The sequence below is a fragment of the Pseudomonas sp. ADAK2 genome (assembly GCF_012935755.1).
Lineage (GTDB): Bacteria > Pseudomonadota > Gammaproteobacteria > Pseudomonadales > Pseudomonadaceae > Aquipseudomonas.
This window is the reverse complement of the sequence record NZ_CP052862.1, coordinates 5,134,056-5,156,800: the sequence shown is the minus strand read 5'-3', so window position 1 is coordinate 5,156,800 and position 22,745 is coordinate 5,134,056. Positions and strand designations below refer to the sequence as shown.

17 protein-coding genes and 1 tRNA gene are annotated in these 22,745 nt (G+C 59.3%); 14 read left to right on the top strand and 4 right to left on the bottom strand.

The window, feature by feature from the left end:
* Nucleotides 1-17 precede the first annotated feature (17 nt).
* From apaG to HKK52_RS23580, 7 genes are all read left to right on the top strand, one after another.
* Nucleotides 18-398, top strand: a complete 381-nt coding sequence (gene apaG, locus HKK52_RS23610) for a Co2+/Mg2+ efflux protein ApaG (RefSeq protein WP_169372809.1) — start codon at nucleotides 18-20, stop codon at nucleotides 396-398.
* Nucleotides 398-1,279 carry a symmetrical bis(5'-nucleosyl)-tetraphosphatase gene (locus tag HKK52_RS23605; RefSeq protein ID WP_169372808.1) on the top strand — a complete coding sequence of 294 codons (882 nt, stop codon included), beginning with the start codon at nucleotides 398-400 and terminating at the stop codon, nucleotides 1,277-1,279. The genes apaG and HKK52_RS23605 overlap by 1 nt, the downstream gene beginning before the upstream one ends.
* 33 nt (nucleotides 1,280-1,312) lie before the next feature.
* Nucleotides 1,313-1,642, top strand: a complete 330-nt coding sequence (glpE, locus tag HKK52_RS23600; RefSeq protein ID WP_149659573.1) for a thiosulfate sulfurtransferase GlpE — start codon at nucleotides 1,313-1,315, stop codon at nucleotides 1,640-1,642.
* Nucleotides 1,643-1,938: 296 nt separating this feature from the next.
* Nucleotides 1,939-3,861 carry a PrkA family serine protein kinase gene (locus HKK52_RS23595; RefSeq protein WP_054044143.1) on the top strand — a complete coding sequence of 641 codons (1,923 nt, stop codon included), beginning with the start codon at nucleotides 1,939-1,941 and terminating at the stop codon, nucleotides 3,859-3,861.
* 205 nt (nucleotides 3,862-4,066) lie between these two features.
* Nucleotides 4,067-5,338, top strand: a complete 1,272-nt coding sequence (locus tag HKK52_RS23590) for a YeaH/YhbH family protein (protein WP_169372807.1) — start codon at nucleotides 4,067-4,069, stop codon at nucleotides 5,336-5,338.
* Entirely contained in the window at nucleotides 5,335-6,897 is a 1,563-nt protein-coding gene (locus HKK52_RS23585; protein WP_123513053.1) for a SpoVR family protein, read from the top strand. The genes HKK52_RS23590 and HKK52_RS23585 overlap by 4 nt, the downstream gene beginning before the upstream one ends.
* A gap of 63 nt (nucleotides 6,898-6,960) precedes the next feature.
* Complete coding sequence (locus HKK52_RS23580) at nucleotides 6,961-8,190, top strand: multifunctional CCA addition/repair protein (RefSeq protein WP_169372806.1); 1,230 nt, start codon at nucleotides 6,961-6,963, stop codon at nucleotides 8,188-8,190.
* A 107-nt stretch (nucleotides 8,191-8,297) separates the two neighbouring features.
* On the opposite strand, the gene folK is transcribed toward HKK52_RS23580, so the two are convergent.
* Both folK and folB read right to left on the bottom strand, forming a co-directional pair.
* A complete protein-coding gene (gene folK, locus HKK52_RS23575) occupies nucleotides 8,298-8,816 on the bottom strand; it encodes a 2-amino-4-hydroxy-6-hydroxymethyldihydropteridine diphosphokinase (RefSeq protein WP_169372805.1) in 519 nt (172 codons plus the stop codon).
* On the bottom strand, nucleotides 8,807-9,163 hold the full coding sequence (gene folB, locus HKK52_RS23570) for a dihydroneopterin aldolase (protein WP_007980224.1): 357 nt from the start codon (nucleotides 9,161-9,163) through the stop codon (nucleotides 8,807-8,809). The genes folK and folB overlap by 10 nt, the downstream gene beginning before the upstream one ends.
* A 74-nt stretch (nucleotides 9,164-9,237) precedes the next feature.
* Between folB and plsY the strand changes: the two genes are divergently transcribed.
* A complete protein-coding gene (gene plsY / locus HKK52_RS23565) occupies nucleotides 9,238-9,807 on the top strand; it encodes a glycerol-3-phosphate 1-O-acyltransferase PlsY (RefSeq protein ID WP_169372804.1) in 570 nt (189 codons plus the stop codon).
* Between the two features lie 23 nt (nucleotides 9,808-9,830).
* Here plsY and tsaD read toward each other — a convergent pair whose 3' ends face one another.
* Nucleotides 9,831-10,856, bottom strand: a complete 1,026-nt coding sequence (gene tsaD, locus HKK52_RS23560; RefSeq protein ID WP_169372803.1) for a tRNA (adenosine(37)-N6)-threonylcarbamoyltransferase complex transferase subunit TsaD — start codon at nucleotides 10,854-10,856, stop codon at nucleotides 9,831-9,833.
* A 199-nt stretch (nucleotides 10,857-11,055) separates the two neighbouring features.
* On the opposite strand from tsaD, the gene rpsU reads away from it, so the two are divergent.
* The 6 genes from rpsU to HKK52_RS23530 all read left to right on the top strand — a co-directional run bounded on the left by rpsU (nucleotide 11,056) and on the right by HKK52_RS23530 (nucleotide 20,196).
* Nucleotides 11,056-11,271, top strand: a complete 216-nt coding sequence (gene rpsU / locus HKK52_RS23555; protein WP_002551877.1) for a 30S ribosomal protein S21 — start codon at nucleotides 11,056-11,058, stop codon at nucleotides 11,269-11,271.
* A gap of 476 nt (nucleotides 11,272-11,747) precedes the next feature.
* Entirely contained in the window at nucleotides 11,748-13,727 is a 1,980-nt protein-coding gene (dnaG, locus tag HKK52_RS23550; RefSeq protein ID WP_169372802.1) for a DNA primase, read from the top strand.
* A 67-nt stretch (nucleotides 13,728-13,794) separates the two neighbouring features.
* Nucleotides 13,795-15,645, top strand: coding sequence for an RNA polymerase sigma factor RpoD (rpoD, locus tag HKK52_RS23545; RefSeq protein WP_169372801.1), 1,851 nt, complete (start codon nucleotides 13,795-13,797; stop codon nucleotides 15,643-15,645).
* Nucleotides 15,646-15,767: 122 nt separating this feature from the next.
* A complete protein-coding gene (locus tag HKK52_RS23540; RefSeq protein WP_169372800.1) occupies nucleotides 15,768-19,514 on the top strand; it encodes a bifunctional diguanylate cyclase/phosphodiesterase in 3,747 nt (1,248 codons plus the stop codon).
* Nucleotides 19,515-19,529: 15 nt separating this feature from the next.
* Nucleotides 19,530-19,606, top strand: a tRNA-Ile gene (locus HKK52_RS23535).
* A gap of 155 nt (nucleotides 19,607-19,761) precedes the next feature.
* The gene (locus tag HKK52_RS23530) at nucleotides 19,762-20,196 is read left to right on the top strand and encodes a transcriptional regulator (RefSeq protein ID WP_169372799.1); all 435 of its coding nucleotides are present in this window, start codon (nucleotides 19,762-19,764) and stop codon (nucleotides 20,194-20,196) included.
* A gap of 61 nt (nucleotides 20,197-20,257) precedes the next feature.
* On the opposite strand, the gene HKK52_RS23525 is transcribed toward HKK52_RS23530, so the two are convergent.
* Entirely contained in the window at nucleotides 20,258-22,612 is a 2,355-nt protein-coding gene (locus HKK52_RS23525) for a glucose/quinate/shikimate family membrane-bound PQQ-dependent dehydrogenase (protein ID WP_169372798.1), read from the bottom strand.
* Between the last annotated feature and the right edge of the window lie 133 nt (nucleotides 22,613-22,745).

Sequence of the window (22,745 nt, the reverse complement as noted above, 5' to 3'; positions counted from 1 at the left end):
TTTTTAAGGCCTCTTGCATGTCCGATCCTCGTTATCAGGTCGACGTCAGCGTCGTCACCCGCTATCTGGCAGAACAATCGCAACCCGAGCACAACCGCTTTGCCTTCGCCTACACCATCACCGTTCACAACAATGGCGAGCTACCGGCCAAATTGTTGTCGCGGCACTGGGTGATCACCGACGGTGACGGGCATGTGGAAGAGGTTCGCGGTGCGGGCGTCGTGGGATTGCAGCCGCTGATCCCGGCTGGAGAAAGCCATACCTACAGCAGCGGCACGGTGATGACCACCAAGGTCGGCACCATGCAAGGCACCTATCAGATGATTGCCGACGACGATAAGCACTTCGACGCCGTGATCGCCCCGTTCCGGCTGGCGGTGCCCGGAGCCCTGCACTGATGGCAACGTACGCCGTCGGCGACCTGCAAGGCTGCCTCGAACCGTTGCAATGCCTGCTCAAACAAGTGGCCTTCGACCCTGCCCGGGACACACTGTGGCTGGTGGGCGATCTGGTCAACCGCGGCCCGCAGTCACTGGAAACCTTGCGCTTCCTCTATAGCCTCCGCGAATCGCTGGTGTGCGTGCTCGGTAACCATGACCTGCACTTGCTGGCCGCCGGGCACAACATCGAGCGCCTGAAGAAAAACGACACTTTGCGCGAAATCCTCGAAGCGCCTGATCGCGCGGAACTGCTGGAGTGGCTGCGCCAGCAAAAACTCATGCACTACGACGAACAGCGCGACATCGCCCTGGTCCACGCCGGCATACCGCCACAATGGTCGCTGCGCAAAGCCTTGAAGTGTGCCGGTGAAGTCGAAGCCGCCCTGCGCGACGACAACCTGTTCCCGCCCTATCTGGATGGCATGTACGGCAATGAGCCGAGCAAATGGAACAGTGACCTCACCGGTGTTGAACGCTTGCGAGTCATCACCAACTATTTCACCCGCATGCGCTTCTGCACCAGCGAAGGCAAGCTCGACCTCAAGGGCAAGGAAGGCGCCGACACCGCGCCACCGGGTTATGCCCCGTGGTTCAAGTACAAGGAGCGCAAGACCAAAGGCCTGAAGATTATCTTCGGCCATTGGGCAGCCCTTGAAGGCAAGTGCGATGAGCCAGGCGTCTTCGCCCTCGACACCGGTTGCGTCTGGGGCGGTGCCTTGACCCTGATGAACGTCGACACCCTCGAGCGCCTGAGCTGCAAATGCGACGAGCAAGGTAACGCCAAGCCGTCAGTCGCCCCACCCATTCCCGAACAAACGTCAGCCAGCGCCCAGCGCTAGACTGCGCTTTCAGCCGAGCCACAGGAGCCCGCCATGAGCGAATTCAAACGTATCCCCCCAGAACAGGCCCAGGCCCTGCGCGAGCAAGGCGCAGTGGTGGTCGATGTCCGCGATCCGCAAACCTATGCCGCGCTGCACATCGCCGGCTCCAAGCATCTGGACAACGTTTCCATCTCGGATTTCATCCGCGCCGCCGACCTTGATGCACCGACGGTCGTGGTCTGCTATCACGGTAATTCCAGCCAGAGCGCCGCGGCGTACCTGATCAGCCAGGGCTTCTCCGACGTCTACAGCATGGATGGCGGTTTTGAGCTGTGGCGCACGACTTATCCTTCGGAAACGGCGCAAGGCACCTCCGAATAATTTTTTTGTAACGCGCAAGCCCCGGCCCCCGCGGGCTCGCGCGGTGGCAGACGAACGGTCTGCCACAACTAATTACGTATCTCGCCTTTACCTCCCGAATAAGCAACTATCCTTAAGCGCAGGCCATCCAAAACAGGGGAGAGCCGGTACACCGGCGCGCGGGTCATCGGGAGTAGCTTTCGGGGCGGTCAGCTGCGAAAGAGTTCTGGGGGGTAAACAGCGACTGCATATCCAGTGGCTGCCAGCATCGACTGAATGATCCGGCGTCGGCTCCACGTATCGAGCGAGGTGACGTCATGAGTATCTTTAGCCACTTCCAACAACGCTTCGAGTCCACACGCCAGGAAGAACTCTCGCTGCAAGAGTACCTGGAGCTGTGTAAAAAGGACCGCAGCGCCTACGTTTCCGCCGCCGAGCGCTTGCTGCTGGCCATCGGAGAACCGGAGCTGCTCGACACCTCGGCCAACTCGAGACTGTCGCGAATCTTTTCCAACAAGGTGATACGCCGCTATCCGGCCTTTGAAGACTTCCACGGGATGGAAGAATGCATCGACCAGATCGTGTCGTATTTCCGCCATGCCGCCCAGGGCCTGGAAGAGAAGAAACAAATTCTCTATCTGCTCGGTCCCGTCGGTGGCGGTAAATCGTCCCTGGCCGAGAAGCTCAAGCAGCTGATCGAGAAAGTGCCCTTCTACGCGATCAAGGGCTCCCCGGTATTCGAATCGCCCTTGGGTCTGTTCAACGCCACTGAAGATGGCGCGATCCTCGAGGAAGACTTCGGCATTCCACGGCGCTATGTGAACACCATCATGTCGCCATGGGCGACCAAACGCCTGGCCGAATTCGGCGGCGACATCAGCCAGTTCCGGGTGGTGAAACTCTATCCATCGATCCTCAACCAGATCGCCGTGGCCAAGACCGAACCTGGGGATGAAAACAACCAGGACATCTCGGCGCTGGTGGGCAAGGTCGATATCCGCAAACTGGAAGAATTCCCGCAAAACGACGCTGACGCCTACAGCTACTCGGGTGCGCTGTGCCGGGCCAACCAGGGCCTGATGGAATTCGTCGAAATGTTCAAGGCGCCGATCAAGGTGCTGCACCCCTTGCTGACCGCCACTCAGGAAGGTAACTACAACAGTACCGAAGGCCTGGGCGCGATTCCGTTCACCGGGATCCTGCTGGCTCACTCCAACGAATCGGAGTGGCACACCTTCCGCAACAACAAGAACAACGAAGCGTTCATCGACCGGATCTACATCGTCAAAGTGCCGTACTGCCTGCGGGTCAGCGACGAAGTGAAGATCTACGACAAACTGCTGTTCAACAGTTCGCTGGCCAAGGCCCATTGCGCGCCCGACACCCTGAAAATGCTCGCCCAGTTCACCGTGCTCTCGCGTCTCAAGGAGCCGGAAAACTCCAACATCTACTCCAAGATGCGCGTGTATGACGGCGAGAACCTCAAGGACACCGACCCGAAAGCCAAGTCGATCCAGGAATACCGCGACAACGCCGGCGTGGATGAAGGCATGAACGGCCTGTCGACCCGGTTCGCGTTCAAGATCCTGTCGAAAGTCTTCAACTTCGACCCGCACGAAATCGCCGCCAACCCGGTGCACCTGCTCTACGTGCTGGAACAACAGATCGAACAGGAACAATTCCAGGCCGAGACCCGCGAACGCTATCTGCGCTTCCTGAAAGAGTACCTGGCGCCGCGTTATATCGAATTCATCGGCAAGGAAATCCAGACTGCCTACCTCGAGTCTTACAGCGAGTACGGCCAGAACATCTTCGATCGCTACGTGCTGTACGCCGACTTCTGGATCCAGGACCAGGAATACCGCGACCCGGAAACCGGCGAAATCCTCAACCGCGTAGCGCTGAACGAAGAACTGGAGAAAATCGAAAAACCGGCCGGCATCAGCAATCCGAAGGATTTCCGCAACGAAATCGTCAACTTCGTGTTGCGCGCCCGCGCCAACAACAATGGCAAGAACCCAACCTGGCTCAGCTACGAAAAACTGCGGGTGGTCATCGAGAAGAAAATGTTCTCCAACACCGAGGACCTGCTGCCGGTCATCAGCTTCAATGCCAAGGCCAGCAAAGAGGACCAGCAGAAGCACAACGACTTTGTCACAAGGATGGTGGAGCGCGGCTACACCGACAAACAGGTACGACTGCTATCCGAGTGGTACCTGCGGGTCAGAAAATCACAGTAACCCGCGCTGCCGGTCAGACCGGTTGTCGTCAGCCAGAGGCCTGTGCACGGTTTTTCTGTTACACAGACCTCTGGAAGGTGTTCGAAAGTCGGTAACGAGGTTCAGGCAGCATCCAAAAGCGCTTGGGGGAGCGTGAACATCCCTTCGCACGGTCGATGCTGCAATAACCGCTCGCCCCTTTCAGGACAGCTTCTAAGGAGCAGTCATGAGCTATGTGATCGACCGACGTCTCAATGGCAAGAACAAGAGCACGGTGAACCGCCAGCGGTTCCTGCGGCGTTACCGTGATCACATCAAAAAGGCCGTCGAAGAGGCGGTCAGCCGGCGTTCCATTACCGATATGGAACATGGCGAGCAGATCAGCATTCCCGGCCGCGACATCGACGAGCCGGTGCTTCACCACGGCCGAGGCGGCAAGCAGACCGTCGTACACCCCGGCAACAAGGAATTCACCAGCGGCGAGCACATTGCCCGGCCACCCGGTGGTGGCGGCGGCAGAGGCCCCGGCAAGGCCGGTAATTCCGGCGAAGGGATGGACGAATTCGTCTTCCAGATCACCCAGGAGGAATTTCTCGAATTCATGTTCGAGGACCTCGAACTGCCGAACCTGGTCAAGCGCAACCTGACCGGCACCGACACCTTCAAGACCGTTCGCGCCGGTATCAGCAACGAGGGCAACCCGTCGCGGATCAACATCATCCGCACCCTGCGCTCGGCCCATGCCCGACGCATTGCCCTGTCCGGCAGCAGCCGGGCACGACTGCGCGACGCCAAAGAGGAACTGGCGCGACTTAAGCGGGAAGAACCAGACAACTTCGGCGATATTCAGGAAATCGAAGCGGAAATCGAGAAACTCAGCGCACGGATTCATCGGGTGCCGTTCCTCGACACCTTCGACCTCAAGTACAACTTGCTCATCAAGCAGCCCAACCCCAGTTCCAAAGCGGTGATGTTCTGCCTGATGGACGTATCCGGCTCGATGACCCAGGCGACCAAGGACATCGCCAAGCGTTTCTTTATCCTGCTGTACCTCTTTCTCAAGCGTAACTACGACAAGATCGACGTCGTGTTCATCCGCCACCACACCAGTGCCCGGGAAGTGGACGAGGAAGAGTTCTTCTACTCGAGGGAAACCGGCGGCACCATCGTCTCCAGCGCCTTGAAACTGATGCAGGAGATCATGGCCGAGCGTTATCCGAGCAACGAGTGGAACATCTATGCCGCCCAGGCTTCCGACGGCGACAACTGGAACGACGACTCGCCGATCTGCCGCGACATCCTGATCAACCAGATCATGCCGTTTGTGCAGTACTACACTTACGTGGAGATCACCCCGCGCGAACACCAGGCCCTGTGGTTCGAATACGAACGCATCGCCGACGCCTTCTCTGACACTTTTGCCCAGCAGCAACTGGTCTCGGCCGGGGATATTTACCCGGTCTTCCGTGAACTCTTCCAGCGCAGGTTAGTGACATGACCGCCAAAGAGCAGAAGCGCCAACCCATTTCCACCGGCTCCGAATGGACATTCGAGTTGATCCAGGCCTATGACAAGGAAATCAGTCGCCTGGCGGCCCGCTATGCCCTGGATACCTATCCCAACCAGATCGAAGTGATCACCGCCGAGCAGATGATGGACGCCTACGCCTCCGTCGGCATGCCTCTGGGTTATCACCATTGGTCCTACGGTAAACACTTCCTCAGCACCGAGAAATCCTACACCCGCGGGCAGATGGGCCTGGCTTACGAGATCGTGATCAACTCGGACCCGTGCATCGCCTACCTGATGGAAGAAAACACCATCTGCATGCAGGCGCTGGTGGTGGCTCATGCCTGCTATGGCCACAACAGCTTCTTCAAGGGTAATTACCTGTTCCGCACCTGGACCGACGCCAGTTCGATCATCGATTATCTGGTGTTCGCCAAGCAGTACATCATGCAGTGCGAAGAGCGTCACGGCATCGACGCGGTGGAAGACCTGCTCGATTCCTGCCACGCCCTGATGAACTACGGCGTTGACCGCTACAAACGCCCGTATCCGATTTCCGCCGAAGAAGAACGGCGTCGGCAGAAGGACCGTGAAGAGCATCTGCAGAAACAGATCAACGACCTGTGGCGCACCATTCCAAAAGGCGCGGACAAGTACAGCGACAAGGATAACGCACGCTTCCCCGCCGAACCGCAGGAAAACATCCTGTACTTCATCGAAAAACACGCGCCGCTGCTGGAGCCGTGGCAGCGGGAAATCGTGCGGATCGTGCGCAAGATCGCCCAGTATTTCTATCCTCAGCGCCAGACCCAGGTGATGAACGAAGGCTGGGCAACGTTCTGGCACTACACGCTGATGAACGACTTGTACGACGAAGGCCTGGTCACCGACGGCTTCATGATGGAGTTCCTGACGTCCCACACCAGTGTCGTGATGCAACCGGGTTTCGACAGCCCCTACTACAGCGGCATCAACCCCTACGCCTTGGGCTTTGCCATGTACCGGGACATCCGGCGCATGTGCGAACACCCAACCGAAGAGGATTACCGCTGGTTCCCGGAAATCGCCGGCACCGACTGGCTGTCGAGCATCAAGTTCGCCATGAGCAGCTTCAAGGATGAAAGTTTCATCCTGCAGTACCTGTCACCCCAGGTGATCCGTGACCTGAAGCTGTTCAGCATTCTCGATGACGATCAGAAGGACGATCTGCTGGTCCCTGCCATTCACGATGAACCCGGCTACCGGACCATTCGTGAAACCCTGGCGGCGCAATACAACCTGGGCAATCGCGAACCCAACGTGCAGATCTACAGCATCGACCGGCGCGGCGACCGCTCTCTAACCCTGCGCCACCAGCAACACGACCGCAAACCGCTGGGCGAGTCCACAGAGGAAGTGCTCAAGCACTTGCACCGCTTGTGGGGCTTCGACATTCATCTGGAAACCCTGCAAGGCGACCAAGTGATGAAAGTCCATCACGTACCCCCCAGAAGTGAGCATGCCGAGGGGGATTACGGTCGGCTGGACTTGGCTGTCATTCATCTTTGATTCTGTTTCTGCCTCCGGAAGTTCGGCGCAACGGTTATTCTGTCGAGCTAACGGAGGTTTTTTATGCAGATTTATAAAGTTGGCGGCGCGGTACGCGATCGCCTGCTGGGCAAGCCCGTCACGGATATCGACTGGGTCGTGGTCGGCGCCACCACCGAAGAAATGCTCGCCAAGGGTTTTCGCCCGGTGGGCTCGGACTTCCCGGTGTTTCTTCACCCCAAAACCGGTGAGGAATACGCCCTAGCCCGCACCGAGCGCAAAAGCGGACGCGGTTACGGCGGGTTCACCTTCCATGCCAGCCCCGAAGTCACCCTCGAAGAAGACCTGATCCGTCGCGACCTGACGATCAACGCCATGGCCGAAGACGATCAGCAGAATCTGACTGATCCCTACCACGGCCAGCGCGATCTCGAAGCGCGCCTGCTCCGTCACGTTTCCCCCGCGTTCGCCGAAGATCCGCTCCGTGTCCTGCGTGTTGCCCGCTTCGCCGCGCGCTATGCCGGGCTCGGTTTCACCGTTGCACCCGAGACCCTGGAACTGATGCGTCACCTCAGCGGCTCAGGCGAATTGGAGGCATTGACGGCGGAACGCAGCTGGAAAGAAATCTCCCGCGCCCTGATGGAAGATCAGCCACAGGTCTTCATCGAAGTCCTGCGCGCGTGCAATGCGCTCAACGTGCTGATGCCGGAAGTCGACGCGCTGTTCGGCGTACCGCAACCCGAAGCCCATCACCCGGAAATCGATACCGGCGTGCACACCTTGAGCGTGCTGGAACAAGCGGCGCTGCACAAACAGCCGCTGACGGTGCGCTGGGCCTGCCTGCTGCATGATTTGGGCAAAGGCCTGACGCCTAAGGAGGAGTGGCCTCGGCACATCGCCCACGAGCACACGGGCCTGCAGTTGATCAACGCGGTGAACGAACGGTTCAAGGCGCCGAAAGACTGTCAGGAACTGGCATTGCTGGTGGGCCAATATCACACCCATGGCCATCGGGCCCTGGAGCTGAAACCGTCAACCTTGCTGGAGTTGCTGCAAAACTTCGACGTGTACCGTCGACCGCAGCGGTTTGAGGAGTTTATTGCAGCGTGCGAGATGGATGCTCGGGGACGCAAAGGCCTGGAGCAGAGAAGTTATCCACAGGCGAATTATTTGCGCGGGGCGGCGGTTGCAGCCCGAAGCGTGGCGGTGCAGCCGTTGCTGGAGAAGGGATTCAAGGGGCCGGAGTTGGGCGAGGCTATCAAACGTGAGCGGCTCAAGGCGCTGAAAGCGTACAAAGAGGCGGCGTCTGCCTGAAAAGCTTCGCGGGCAAGCCTTGCTCCTACAGGACGGTGTCGTTTACATAATTTGCAAACGACTCAAATCCGTAGGAGCGAGGCTTGCCCGCGAAGGCGTCATCTGCTTTACAACAAATCCGAAGGCGTCAACGGCTGCCCACGCCACTCAAACGCCACCGGCGCCAACACCTGATCAATCTGCGCTTCATCCCACAACGTCGCGAAGCTTTTGCCTACACCCGGATGCACCCGGTCTGGCGCAATCAGCGACAACGGCCACAGCACAAAGGCGTTTTTCAGGATTTCCGCCCGCGGCAGGATCAAACCGTCGAAGTTGCCCACCAAATCGCCGAACAACAGCACGTCGATATCCAGCGGCAAACCCTTGCGGTCCGGCGCATAACGGCCGTTATCCGCCTCGATGAATTTCAGTCGGCGGTCCAGCTCCATCAGCGGCAAGTCGGTAAAAGCCGACACCACGAAGTTGAAGAACGGGCCGCTCTTTATCCCCACGGGCTGGCTTTCGAACACCGCCGAGCAGCGTATATCCACCAGAAAACCCGCCAGGGCTTCCAGGCCAGCCTGCAAATGGGATTCGCGCTCGATATTGCTACCGAGCCCGAGGTACACCTGAGTCAGCGACATCCGCGCTCGATCTCCACGCCGACGCCACCGGTGGCCGCCGGGACCGCGCCTGGCTTGGTCAGCTTCAGGCGCACCCAGGTGATCTTGAATTCGCTCATCAGGACCTCAACCAAACGCTCGGCAAAGGTCTCGACCAGTTGGTACTGCGCCTGCTCGGCGAACGCCTGGATACGCGACGAAACGCTCGCGTAGTCGAGCGCCAGGGTCAGGTCGTCACCCGCTGCTGCCGGGCGATTGTCCCAAGCGAAGCTCAGATCAAGTCGCAGGCATTGTCGGATGCCGCGCTCCCAGTCGTAGGCACCAATCACGGTGTCAACTTCCAGGCCCTCGATAAACACTCTGTCCAAGCACTTCTCTCCGCTGCACGACAAGGGCGCAATGCGCCGTTAGAATCAGGGCGTCCTCGCCCGGAATAGTTAGCATGTTTTGGTTATTGGCGATTCTCGCCTACCTGCTCGGCTCGCTGTCCTTCGCCATTTTGCTCAGCCGCCTGACCGGTAACCCCGATCCGCGAATGAGTGGCTCGGGCAATGCCGGCGCTACCAACATGTTGCGCCTGGCCGGCAAGAAACTCGCCGTCCTGACGTTGCTCGGCGATTTGTGCAAAGGCTTGCTGCCCGTGCTGATCGCCGGTGTTGCCGGTCTTTCGCTGCAAGAACAGGCCTGGATCGGCGTATGTGCCGTTATCGGCCACCTGTTCCCGCTGTACTTCCGCTTTCGCGGCGGCAAGGGTGTCGCCACCGCAGCCGGCATGTTGCTGGGCCTTTACCCGCCCGCAGCCTTGTTGGCGGTCTGTGCCTGGCTGCTGACGTTCTACCTGACCCGCACCAGCTCACTTGCGGCGCTGATCGCCACACCGCTGACCCTGCCATTGCTCGCCTGGCAAGAGCCAGCGGCACTGCTGCCGATGAGCGCACTCACGGCACTGATCGTCTGGCGTCATCGCGGCAATCTACGCGACCTGTTTGCCGGGCGCGAACGGCATTTTTAAATACCGCACATGAGCGCCGCTCATCACAGCGCCGACAATTGCTCCATCGGCCAGCGTGCCTGCACGCTGATCGCCAGGCTTTCGTGCTGACCCGCCTGCAAGCGCTGGCAACCGGCAAACGCAATCATCGCGCCGTTATCGGTGCAAAACTCGGGACGCGCATAAAACACGTCGCCCTTCATGTCGCCGAGCATTTTTTCCAGTGAAGTGCGCAGTGCCTTGTTGGCGCTGACGCCGCCAGCGATCACCAGACGCTTCATGCCCGCCGCTTTCAGGGCACGCTTGCACTTGATGGTCAAAGTCTCCACCACGGCCTGCTGGAACGCCAGCGAGATGTCGCAACGGGCTTGCTCGCTGTCGTCCCCGGCGCTGACGCACTGCTGCCAGGTGTTCAGGGCCGAGGTTTTCAAGCCACTGAAGCTGAAGGCCAGGCCCGGGCGATCGCACATCGGCCGCGGGAAAGTGAAGCGCCCTGCAACCCCTTGCTCCGCCAGGCGCGCGATTTCCGGACCGCCCGGGTAATTGAGGCCCATCATCTTCGCGGTCTTGTCGAATGCTTCACCGGCGGCATCGTCGAGGGTCTCGCCCAACAACGTGTATTTGCCGATCCCGTCGACCTGAACCAGCTGCGTATGACCGCCCGACACCAACAAAGCGACGAACGGAAATTGTGGCGGTTGCGGCTCCAGCATCGGTGCCAGCAAATGACCTTCCATGTGATGCACGCCAAGGGCCGGAATCCCCCAGGCAAAGGCCAGCGCCTGGGCGCAGGAAGCGCCTACCAACAGGGCTCCAACCAGGCCAGGACCGGCGGTATACGCGATGGCATCAATCTCGGTCGGCACGCAGCCGGCCTCGGCCAACACCTGACGGATCAAGGGCAGCATGCGTTTGACGTGATCACGCGAAGCCAGCTCCGGCACCACACCGCCATAGGCGCGGTGCAGGTCAATCTGGCTGAATAGCGCGTCAGCCAGCAGGCCGCGTTCACTGTCATATAATGCGACACCGGTTTCGTCGCAGGAGGTTTCTAATCCCAGTACTAGCATGGGTTTGCGCCTTGTTTAGGCTGAATTCGAAGGCGCGCATAATAGTCGCCATGGGATGCCCCGACTAGCGGTTTTCGATCAGAGGCTTTGCATTCCGGTCGATGAGGAGTTAACATCCGCAACCCTTAAAAACCGACGTCTTCAAGTGCTCTTTTGCCGCGAGGATGTTGACCCCGGTAATGAATGAAGGTAGCTCTGGATGCCAGCCGTCAAAGTAAAAGAGAACGAACCCTTCGACGTAGCTCTGCGTCGTTTCAAGCGCTCCTGCGAAAAAGCCGGTGTACTGGCTGAAGTTCGTAGCCGCGAATTTTACGAGAAGCCAACTTCTGAGCGTAAGCGCAAAGCAGCAGCCGCTGTTAAGCGTCACGCCAAGAAAGTACAGCGCGAACAGCGCCGCGCCGTTCGTCTGTACTAATACACAGACGTTCGTAGCAAGCTTCTGCCAAGCCCGGCCCTCAGCCGGGCTTATGGCATTTGCGTAAAACGCTTGATGCTTCACCGTCAACGCCGCCGATGCGACCGAGACAAACCTGCTTCACAGCGTCAGACCTGGCTCTTTTGCCAGCGGTGCACGTCTTTTCTGACGAGCCTTCCAAGGCTACTGACGAGCACACCCACTGATTCCTCTCACGACGATCAGCCCAAGGCACCTTCTTGCGTGCCCGCTTATGAGCTATCCGAGGCTATCGACTGGCCGCAGCGGATTTCAGCGCAACACTTTCAAATAGTCGAATACTGATTGGTACTAACGTCAGTGGATTTTCGGCAGATACACTCCCCGATAGCGATTACGCAGACGACACCGGTCGAGCCGCACATTTTGCGCGCCTCAAACAATGCCCCGTGTTCGCCAGCCTTTGTTTTGGGTCCATTTCAGATGACGAGAACGCCATGGCCGGGCTAATTCCCCAGAGCTTCATTGACGACCTTCTGAACCGCACCGACATCGTCGATGTGGTCAGCTCGCGCCTGCAAATGAAAAAAGCCGGCAAGAACTACACCGCCTGCTGCCCGTTCCACAAAGAGAAAACCCCGTCCTTCAGCGTCAGCCCCGACAAACAGTTCTATTACTGCTTCGGCTGCGGCGCTGGCGGCAACGCCCTCGGCTTCATGATGGACCACGACAACCTGGATTTCGTCCAGGCGGTCGAAGAACTGGCCAAAGCCGCCGGCATGGAAATACCCCGCGAAGAAAGCGGCCGCCCGCATAAACCGCGGCAGCCGACCGATTCGCCGCTGTACCCGCTGCTCACCGCCGCCGCAGACTTCTACCGGCAGGCGCTGAAAAGCCATCCATCGCGCAAAGCCGCTGTGGATTATTTGAAAGGTCGCGGCCTGACCGGCGAAATCGCCCGGGACTTCGGCCTCGGTTTCGCCCCGCCCGGCTGGGACAATCTGTTCAAGCACTTGAGCAGCGACACCCTGCAACAGAAGGCCATGGTCGACGCCGGCCTGCTGATCGAGAACGCCGAAACCGGCAAACGCTATGACCGCTTCCGCGATCGCGTGATGTTCCCGATCCGCGACAGCCGCGGACGCATCATTGCCTTCGGCGGCCGCGTCCTTGGCGACGATAAGCCGAAATACCTGAACTCACCGGAAACCCCGGTCTTCCATAAAGGCCAAGAGCTTTACGGCCTGTATGAAGCACGCAAAAACAATCGCAACCTCGACGAAATCATCGTCGTCGAAGGCTACATGGACGTCATCGCCCTCGCCCAGCAAGGCCTGCGCAATGCCGTCGCGACCCTGGGCACCGCCACCAGCGAAGAGCACTTGAAGCGATTGTTTCGCGTCGTGCCCAACGTATTGTTCTGTTTCGACGGCGACCAGGCTGGCCGTAATGCCGCCTGGCGCGCACTGGAAGCGGCGCTGCCCTGCCTGCAGGATGGGCGCCGGGCACGCTTTCTGTTCCTGCCCGAGGGCGAAGACCCGGATACGCTGGTGCGCTCCGAAGGCACCGATGCCTTCCGCGCGCGGATCAATCAGCACGCGCAACCGCTGGCGGATTATTTCTTCCAGCAACTGACCGAGGAATCGGATCCGCGCTCGCTCGAAGGCAAGGCCCACATGGCCACCCTCGCTGCGCCGCTGATCGATAAAGTCCCGGGCGCCAACCTGCGCATCCTGATGCGTCAGCGACTGACCGAAATCACCGGCCTGACGGGCGAAGCCATGAGCCAGTTGGTGCAAAGCGCCCCCCAGGAAGCGCCACCGGCCTACGATCCGGGCATCGATTACGACGCCGTGCCGGATTACAGCGACTACCATCAGCCGCAAGCGCAAGAGATGTACGCGCCGCAGCAGGAATGGACGCCGAAGAAACCCGGCGCTGGCGGCAAGAAGTGGGACAAGAAACCCTGGGACAAGAATGGCAAGCGAGGTGGCGATCGCGATCAGCCGAGCGCACCACGCACACCGATTGCCGTGGAAGCCCCGACCCTGATTGCACTGCGCACGCTCATTCATCACCCGGATCTGGCCGGCAAGGTAGAAACCGCCGACCATTTCGCCAATGAGAGCAATACCTACGCGCAGCTGCTGGTCGCCCTGATCGGAGCCGTGCAAAAAAATCCTAAGCTAAACTCAATCCAGCTAATGGCCCGCTGGCACGGGACCGAACAGGGTCGTTTGCTCAAGGCATTGGCGGAAAAGGAATGGCTGATTGACGGTGACAACCTTGAACGACAGTTTTTAGACACCATTACTAGGTTATCGGCAACGCAACACACGGATAACCTGGAAGCACTAATCAGGAAAGCAAGGCAGCCAGGACTGACCGCGGAGGAAGCAAATCAGATCGCAAATCAGATGCGCGACCTATTAAAACGCAATATGGCTGTATCAACCCCGACCTCAACTGGCGCGTGAGGTCATAGCTCAGGTATAATCCTCGGCTTGTTTTTTGCCCGCCAAGACCTTCAGTGGATAGGGTGTTATGTCCGGAAAAGCGCAACAGCAGTCTCGTATCAAAGAGTTGATCACACTTGGTCGTGAGCAGGGTTACCTGACTTACGCGGAGGTCAACGACCACCTGCCGGAGGATATTTCAGATCCGGAACAGGTGGAAGACATCATCCGCATGATCAACGACATGGGGATCAACGTATTCGAGGTTGCGCCAGATAAGGATTCCCTTATGCTGGCCGACGCCGATACTGACGAAGCCGCGGCCGAAGAGGCAGCAGCAGCGTTGGCAGCGGTCGAGACCGACATTGGTCGCACCACCGACCCAGTGCGCATGTACATGCGTGAAATGGGTACGGTAGAGCTCCTCACTCGTGAAGGCGAAATTGAAATCGCCAAGCGTATTGAAGAGGGCATCCGCGAAGTGATGGGCGCAATTGCGCACTTCCCTGGCACGGTTGACCACATTCTGTCCGAATACACTCGCGTCACCACCGAAGGTGGCCGCCTGTCCGACGTCCTGAGCGGTTATATCGACCCGGACGACGGCATTGCGCCGCCTGCAGCCGAAGTACCTCCGCCTGTCGATCCGAAAGCCGTGAAAGCGGATGACGACACCGACGACGAAGAAGCTGAAGCCAGCACCGACGACGAAGAAGAAGTCGAAAGCGGTCCTGATCCGGTCATCGCAGCACAGCGTTTTGGCGCTGTCTCCGATCAGATGGAAATCACCCGCAAGGCGCTGAAGAAGCACGGTCGTGGCAACAAGGCGGCGATTGCCGAACTGGTGCTGCTGGCTGAGCTGTTCATGCCGATCAAACTGGTGCCGAAGCAATTCGAAGGCCTGGTCGAGCGTGTTCGCAGTGCCCTGGATCGCCTGCGTCAGCAAGAGCGCGCGATCATGCAGCTTTGCGTTCGTGATGCGCGCATGCCGCGTGCAGACTTCCTGCGCCAGTTCCCGGGCAACGAAGTCGATGAAAGCTGGTCCGACGGCTTGGCCAAGGGCAAAGGCAAATACGCCGAAGCCATTGGTCGCCTGCAACCGGACATCATTCGTTGCCAGCAAAAGCTGATCGCGCTGCAAACCGAAACCGGTTTGACGATTGCCGAGATCAAGGACATCAACCGTCGCATGTCGATCGGTGAGGCCAAGGCCCGCCGCGCGAAGAAAGAGATGGTTGAAGCGAACTTGCGTCTGGTGATCTCCATCGCCAAGAAGTACACCAACCGTGGCCTGCAATTCCTCGATCTGATCCAGGAAGGCAACATCGGCTTGATGAAGGCTGTGGACAAGTTCGAATACCGCCGCGGCTACAAATTCTCGACTTATGCCACCTGGTGGATCCGTCAGGCGATCACTCGCTCGATCGCCGACCAGGCCCGCACCATCCGTATTCCGGTGCACATGATCGAGACGATCAACAAGCTCAACCGTATTTCCCGGCAGATGTTGCAGGAAATGGGTCGCGAACCGACCCCGGAAGAGCTGGGCGAACGCATGGAAATGCCTGAGGACAAGATCCGCAAGGTATTGAAGATCGCTAAAGAGCCGATCTCCATGGAAACCCCGATCGGTGATGACGAAGACTCCCATCTGGGTGACTTCATCGAAGACTCGACCATGCAGTCGCCAATCGATGTTGCTACCGTTGAGAGCCTTAAAGAAGCGACTCGCGAAGTTCTCTCCGGCCTCACTGCCCGTGAAGCCAAGGTTCTGCGCATGCGCTTCGGTATCGACATGAATACCGACCACACCCTCGAGGAGGTTGGTAAGCAGTTCGACGTGACCCGTGAACGGATTCGTCAGATCGAAGCCAAGGCGCTGCGCAAGCTGCGCCACCCGACGAGAAGCGAGCATTTGCGCTCCTTCCTCGACGAGTGATCACAAAACCCCCGGCCCAGGCCGGGGGTTTTGCTTTATGCAGATTAAATCCCCCGCACTACCCTCCCGCCGAATTGCCCGACTACACTCGAAACATTCCCCCGAGCCATAACGAGACCGTTATGCCCAGATTGCCGACCGTGCTTTTTTTGCTGTCGCTGATGACCTGGACCGCAACGGCTGGCGCGCTGACTCTGACCGACGAAGAACGTAGCTGGCTGGCGGCTCACCCGGACTTGCGTCTGGGCGTCGACGCGTCCTGGCCACCGTTTGAGTTCCGCGACGAGCAGGGCCGTTATCAAGGCCTGGCCGCGGACTACATCAACGTGATCCGCCAACGCCTGGACATCAAGCTCACCCCCATAGAGCCAGTCAGTTGGACGGTGGTCCTGGAGCAGGTCAAGCAGGGCAAGCTGGACCTGTTACCCGGCATCATGTCGACCCCGGAACGCCAGACTTACCTGTCGTTCACCCGGCCCTACCTGGATTTTCCGATTGTCATCCTCGCCCATATCGGCGGCGCCCAGCCGCACAAAATCGAGGACCTGTACGGTCTGAAAATCGCCGTGGTGGAAAACTACGCCCCCCATGAACTGCTGCGCACCCACCATCCAGACCTGAACCTGGTGGCGATGCCCAATGTCAGCTCGGCGCTGCAGGCGCTGGCCACCGACGAAGTGGACGCCGTGGTTGGCGATCTCGCCTCCAGCGTCTGGAGCCTGCGCCAGCTCAAGCTCGACGGGCTTTATGTCAGCGGCGAGACGCCCTATCGCTATCAATTAGCGATGGCGGTGCCGCCGAAAAACAAAATGCTCGTCGGCATCATCGACAAAGTCCTGGCAGACATGAGTTCGAGCGAAATCAACGCCATTCAGGAACATTGGGTCGGTAACGTCCTCGATCATCGGACTTTCTGGAACGACTTGCTGGTCTATGGCCTGCCAGGCCTGCTGTTTCTGATTATCGTGCTGGCGGTGGTCATCCGGATCAACCGTCGACTGAGTTCGGAAATTGCCCGACGGGTGGATCTGGAACAGGAGTTACGCAGCAGCGAATACCACTATCGCGGGCTGGTGGAGAGTCTGTCGGCCATTGCCTGGGAAGCGCGGATCAGCGATTTCACCTACAGCTACGTGTCGCCCCATGCTGAAGACCTGCTCGGCTATCCCCTGTCTCATTGGCTGATTCCGGGGTTCTGGCGCAACATCATCCACCCGGCGGACCTGACCCGCGCCCAGACCTTTTGCGATCACGAAGTGCTGGCCGGACGCGATCACAGCGTCGATTACCGGGTCATCACGGCCGATGGCCGCTGCCTGTGGGTGCGCGATATCGTCAGCCTGATTGAGCACGGCCATGAACCGGTGCTGCGCGGGCTGATGATCGACATCAGCGACGCCAAGCGTACCGAAGAAGCGCTGCGCCTGTCGGAACAGAAATTCGCGTCAGTGTTCCAGCAATGCCCGGACATCCTGGTGATTGCGCGGCTTTCCGATGGCTGCCTGCTGGAGGTCAACGAGGCGTTCGAAGAGCAGATCGGCCTCAAGGCCAGAGACGTCGTCGGCCAGACCGCCACCGACTTGAACATCTGGGGCATTCCGGGCGTGGGTCCGGGCTTGTTGCAGCGGTTGCAAGCCGGCAGCATCCGTAATCTGGAGATGCCCTTTCGTCGCAACAACGGCCAGGTGTTCACCGGCCTGATTTCCGCCGAGCCCTTCGATCTCGATACGACACCGGCACTAGTCGTCGTGGTGCGGGACATCAGTCAGCTCAAGGAAACCCAGCAACAGCTGCAAACCTCCGAGGAGAAGTTCGCCAAGGCCTTCCACGCCTCGCCTGACGGCTTGCTGCTGTCGCGGCAGAGCGATGGCCTGCTGCTGGAGGTCAACGAGGGTTTCAGCCGCATTACGGGCTTCAACAGCGCGATGTCGGTGGATCGCTCGGCGCTGGACCTGGGGATCTGGGTCAATCTGAACGAACGCAAACAGATGCTCGACCTGTTGCACCGGGATGGCTTTGTTCGGGATTTCAGCTGCCATATCCGCCGCAATGACGGGCAGATCCGTCTCTGCGAGGTGTCCAGCCGCCCGCTGCCGATCGGCGATGAAGACTGCATGCTGACCATCGCCCGGGACATCACCGAACGGCACCTGATGCAGGAAAAACTGCAACAGGCCGCCACGGTGTTCGAAAGCACCGCCGAAGGCGTATTGATTACCGACACCCAACAACACATCAGCGCGGTCAATCGCGCGTTTACCGAAATCACCGGCTACAGCGAAAGCGAAGCACTGGGCCACACCCCTCGCCTGCTCGCTTCGGGCCTGCATGACAGCGCCTTCTATGCAGCGATGTGGCATCAATTGACCGATGAGGGCCATTGGCAAGGCGAGATCTCCAACCGGCGCAAGAACGGCGAGCTGTACCCGAGCTGGCTGACCATCAGCGCCGTGCGCAACCGCGACAAATTCATCACGCACTTTGTTGCCGTGTTTGCGGACATCTCCAGCCTCAAGCACGCCCAGGCCAAGCTCGATTACCAGGCCCACCACGACCCGCTCACCGGCCTGCCGAACCGCACGTTGTTCGAAAGCCGACTGCTGACTGCACTCAACAATCAGCAGGAAAACGGCGGCCAGGGCGCGGTGCTGTTCCTCGACCTCGACCGCTTCAAGCACATCAATGACAGCCTCGGTCACCCGGTCGGCGACCTGCTGCTCAAAGGCATCGCCGTGCGCCTCAAGGAGCAGCTACGGGACATCGACACCGTGGCGCGACTGGGCGGCGACGAGTTCATCATCCTGCTGCCCGGCCTGCAGCAAGCCAGCGACGCCGACCACATCGCGACCAAGCTGCTGAACTGCTTCGCCGCACCGTTCCAGGCCGGTGAACACGAGTTCTTCATCAGTGCCAGCATCGGCACCAGCCTGTATCCCAAGGACGGCTGCGACGTCGCCACCCTGGTCAAGAACGCCGACGCAGCGATGTACCGCTCCAAGGCCAAGGGCCGCAACCGGGTCGAAAGCTACACCCGCGACCTCACCGCCCAGGCCAGCGAACGCGTGGCACTGGAACATGAACTGCGTCGCGCCATCGAGCGCAATGAATTGCATCTGTACTACCAACCGAAAATCAGCCTCGACGACCATCGCCTGGTGGGCGCCGAAGCACTCATACGCTGGCGTCACCCAACCTTCGGCGATGTCCCCCCCGAGCACTTCATTCCCCTGGCCGAAGAAAACGGCATGATCCTGCAGATCGGCGATTGGGTACTCGAAACTGCGTGCCGGCAGATGTTCGAGTGGAACCAACTCTATGAAAGCCCGGGCCCACTGTCGGTCAACCTCGCCGGCGCACAATTGCGTCAGCCAAACCTGCTCGGCCGCATCGAGCAGTTGCTCAAGGACAACCGCCTCAAGCCCGGTTTTCTGCAACTGGAAATTACCGAAAACTTCATCATGAGCCAGGCTGAAGAAGCGCTGGCGGTGCTGCACCAACTCAAACACTTGGGCGTGCAGCTGGCGATCGACGACTTCGGTACCGGTTATTCGTCCCTGAGCTACCTCAAGCGCCTGCCGCTGGACATCCTAAAAATCGACCAGTCTTTCGTCCGCGGACTGCCGGATGACCCCCACGACGCGGCCATTGTGCGGGCCATCATCGCCCTCGGCCGCAGCATGCAATTCACCATCATCGCCGAGGGTGTCGAAACCCAGGCCCAGCAAGAATTCCTCGCCCTCGAAGGCTGCGAACAGATCCAGGGCTACATCGTCAGCCTGCCCTTACCGCCCGAAGAATTCGCCGCGACGTTTCTTCGTATTGCCGTATCGGATTTTTCGGATAGCACAGCCGAGAAACCGTCGCTATAATCCGCGGCCTACTGAGGGCCTATAGCTCAGTTGGTTAGAGCAGGGGACTCATAATCCCTTGGTCGTAGGTTCGAGTCCTACTGGGCCCACCAAACAAAAAAGCCGCGCTGATGCGCGGCTTTTTCGTGTCTGGCGTTCTGGTTGCTCAAACTTTTTTTCCGTCAGAAACTTCTGAATTAGCCATGGACCGTTCAGCTCGACTTGCCGGCGCATTAGAGTTGCAGGCAAAAAAGAAGGGATGAATTTTATGTACCACTACGTAGAAAGCGGCCTACCGAACGTATGGCTTAGCAATGGCTTCGTGGTGAAGGAGACCGCCTATGGCGAGTCTGTCGCCATCACGGACGTGAAGGGCCTCCATGACGTAATCGGTAAAGCCATCGCGGAGAAACCTTCAGTACTAACAGGTGCTGAGTTCAGATTTTTGAGGAAGGAGCTTGGCCTGTCCCAGGAAAGCCTCGCCGAGATTGTTGGTTTGACAAGTCAGGCTGTAGCGATCTGGGAAAAAACCGACAAGATCCCGATGGTGAACGACCGGTACTTGCGAGGCCTTTATCTTGAAGCCAAAACGGGTGAAGCGGATCTGATGGCGGCTATCAATACCATCAACAAATTGGACCACGAACTCTACAAACTGAATCTGGAGTTTGAAGGTGAATGGCACAATCAAGCATGCGCTTGAGTCTTAAAGTCCTGTAAAGCCCGGCAGAAATGCCGGGCTTTTTCTTCACCTGCGATTTCCCCTACTCAGGCAACGCATACGCAATCACGTAATCCCCCCGATCCGAAGACTGTCGCGCCCCACCCACCGTCAGCAGGATGTATTGCTTGCCAGTTTTCGGCGAAACATAAGTCATCGGCCCGGACTGACTGCCCACCGGCAACCGCGATTTCCAGATCTCGTTGCCGTTACCCGTATCAAATGCCCGCAGATAGAAATCCTGAGTACCGGCGAAGAACAGCAGCCCCGACTGAGTAGCCAGCGAAGCCCCCAGCGTCGGCATGCCAATCGGAATCTGCAAGTGCATGCGAATACCCAGCGGCCCCGTGTCTTGAACGGTGCCGACCGGAACCTGCCACATCAGTTTGTGAGTCTTGAGGTCGATGGCGGACATGGTGCCAAACGGTGGTTTCTGGCATGGAATGCCGGCCGCAGAGAGGAAGCGTTCGCGCATGGCACCGAAGGGCGTGCCTTCCTGTGGCACGACACCCATTTCGATGCCGCTGGCCCCGGCAGCAATCTTATTGCGCGGGATCATGTAGTTGGCCAAGCCCAAGCGCATATCGTTGACGAACATGTAATTCGTGTTCGGATCGACCGAGACACTGCCCCAGTTCATACCGCCCAGGGAACCCGGGAATTGCAATGCGCGATCAAGGCCCGGCGGGGTGTAGACGCCTTGGTGGCGCATGCCTTTGAACTGGATGCGGCACATCAATTGGTCAAACGGCGTGGCGCCCCACATGTCGGATTCGGTCAGGGTCTGGTTGCCGATTGACGGCATGTCCACCGAGAACGGCTGGGTCGGTGAGTAGCGTTCGCCGGGGACATTGCCTTGTGGCACCGGGCGTTCTTCCACCCGCGCTATCGGCACGCCGGTTTCGCGGTTGAGCAGGAAGATCTCGCCCTGTTTGGTGACTTGCGCCAAGGCTGGCTGGGTGCCGCCCTTGTCGTCCGGCACGTCGTAGAGCAGCGGTTGCGCCGGCAGGTCGAAGTCCCAGAGGTCGTGGTGGGTGGTCTGGAAGTGCCAGCGCACCTGACCGGTCTTCACGTCGATGGCGACGATGGACGAGTTCCACTTGTCATCGAAGGCCGTGCGCTGGCCGCCGAAGAAGTCCGGGGTGGCGTTGCCGGTCGGCAGGTAGACCAGACCGAGTTTGTCGTCGTAGGACATGGCCGACCAGACGTTCGGCGTGCCACGGGTATAGGTCTCACCGGCCGGTGGGCGTTTGGTGGTGTTCGGGTTGCCCGGATCCCAAGCCCAGGCCAGTTCACCACTGCGCACGTCGTAGGCACGGACCACGCCTGGCGGTTCGCCGGTGGAGTAGTTGTCGGCCACACGACCACCGACGATCACCACATTGCCGGCGACCAGCGGAGTCGAGGTTTGCTGGTAGTAACCGGGTTTCACCTCACCCATGTCGGTTTTCAGATCGACTGTGCCTTTGTCGCCGAAGTCTGCGCACGGCTTGCCGGTATCGGCATTGATGGCGATCAGACGGGCGTCGCCGGTCGGCAGGAATAGACGTTTCGCACAGGCGGTTGGCTGGTTATCCGACGCTACAGGGGTTTCGGAATAACCCAGGCCACGGCAGCGCTGCCAGTTCGGCGCGGTGCCTTGGGGGTCGAACTTCCAGCGCTGGGTGCCGGTGTCGGCGTCCAGGGCGAAGACTTTGCCGTAGGCGGTGCAGGTGTAGACCGTGTCCCCGATTTGCAGCGGGGTGTTCTGATCTTCGGCGCCGGCGCCGGTGCTTTGCGGGATATCGCCGGTGTGGAAGGTCCAGGCCACCTGCAATTTGTCGATATTGCCTTTGTTGATCTGGTCCAGCGCGGCGAAGCGATTGCCGGCGGTGGTGTTGCCCCAGTGGGCCCAGTCTTTCTGTTCGGTGCCCGGTTTCACCGGAGTGACCGCCGGTTCAATGTTGGCCTTGACCACGTGGGTCGGCACGAACATGTAGGCCAGCGTGGCGACGATGCCAACGCCCAGAATGCCTGCCAGACCGTAAGCGCCACGCCCAGCATTAGCGCCGGAAGCACGCACTAGCGTGGGATAAATCAGCGCGACAACCAGGCCGATCACGGCAAACGTCAGCACCCGCGACACCAGCGGCCAGTAATCGAAACCGCTGTCCCACACCGCCCAGATCGCCGTCAGGATCAGCGCCACGCCATACAGCCACGCCCCCTGCGGCTTGCGCCGGGCAATCATCAACCCGGACACCAGCATCGCCAGGCCCATCAGCAGGAAGTACCAGCTCCCTCCCAAAGCAATCAGGTAACCACCGCCGCCGGCCAGGCCGAGCCCGATCAACGCGATCAGGACACCCAACCCCCACAGCAACCACTTGCTGCCGGCGGCAGCCCCAGAATTATTCATGTCGGAAGTTTTCCCCATTTGTGACAAGCGCGAAATGATGTACTACCTAGTTACTTATGGCAATTTGTCGCAGGTAAAAAAGTTCTGAACGGTACTGAAGCCAGATCAAACCTCCGCCACGCAAGCCGTGCTG

Bases quoted from the DNA above. Each gene is read 5' to 3' on its own strand.
- dnaG (WP_169372802.1), top strand. From the start codon at position 11,748: ATGGCCGGGCTAATTCCCCAGAGCTTCATTGACGACCTTCTGAACCGC.
- rpoD (WP_169372801.1), top strand. From the start codon at position 13,795: ATGTCCGGAAAAGCGCAACAGCAGTCTCGTATCAAAGAGTTGATCACA.
- HKK52_RS23540 (WP_169372800.1), top strand. From the start codon at position 15,768: ATGCCCAGATTGCCGACCGTGCTTTTTTTGCTGTCGCTGATGACCTGG.
- HKK52_RS23525 (WP_169372798.1), bottom strand. From the start codon at position 22,612: ATGAATAATTCTGGGGCTGCCGCCGGCAGCAAGTGGTTGCTGTGGGGG.
- HKK52_RS23595 (WP_054044143.1), top strand. From the start codon at position 1,939: ATGAGTATCTTTAGCCACTTCCAACAACGCTTCGAGTCCACACGCCAG.
- glpE (WP_149659573.1), top strand. From the start codon at position 1,313: ATGAGCGAATTCAAACGTATCCCCCCAGAACAGGCCCAGGCCCTGCGC.
- HKK52_RS23590 (WP_169372807.1), top strand. From the start codon at position 4,067: ATGAGCTATGTGATCGACCGACGTCTCAATGGCAAGAACAAGAGCACG.
- apaG (WP_169372809.1), top strand. From the start codon at position 18: ATGTCCGATCCTCGTTATCAGGTCGACGTCAGCGTCGTCACCCGCTAT.
- rpsU (WP_002551877.1), top strand. From the start codon at position 11,056: ATGCCAGCCGTCAAAGTAAAAGAGAACGAACCCTTCGACGTAGCTCTG.
- HKK52_RS23530 (WP_169372799.1), top strand. From the start codon at position 19,762: ATGTACCACTACGTAGAAAGCGGCCTACCGAACGTATGGCTTAGCAAT.
- HKK52_RS23585 (WP_123513053.1), top strand. From the start codon at position 5,335: ATGACCGCCAAAGAGCAGAAGCGCCAACCCATTTCCACCGGCTCCGAA.
- tsaD (WP_169372803.1), bottom strand. From the start codon at position 10,856: ATGCTAGTACTGGGATTAGAAACCTCCTGCGACGAAACCGGTGTCGCA.
- HKK52_RS23580 (WP_169372806.1), top strand. From the start codon at position 6,961: ATGCAGATTTATAAAGTTGGCGGCGCGGTACGCGATCGCCTGCTGGGC.
- plsY (WP_169372804.1), top strand. From the start codon at position 9,238: ATGTTTTGGTTATTGGCGATTCTCGCCTACCTGCTCGGCTCGCTGTCC.
- folK (WP_169372805.1), bottom strand. From the start codon at position 8,816: ATGTCGCTGACTCAGGTGTACCTCGGGCTCGGTAGCAATATCGAGCGC.
- HKK52_RS23605 (WP_169372808.1), top strand. From the start codon at position 398: ATGGCAACGTACGCCGTCGGCGACCTGCAAGGCTGCCTCGAACCGTTG.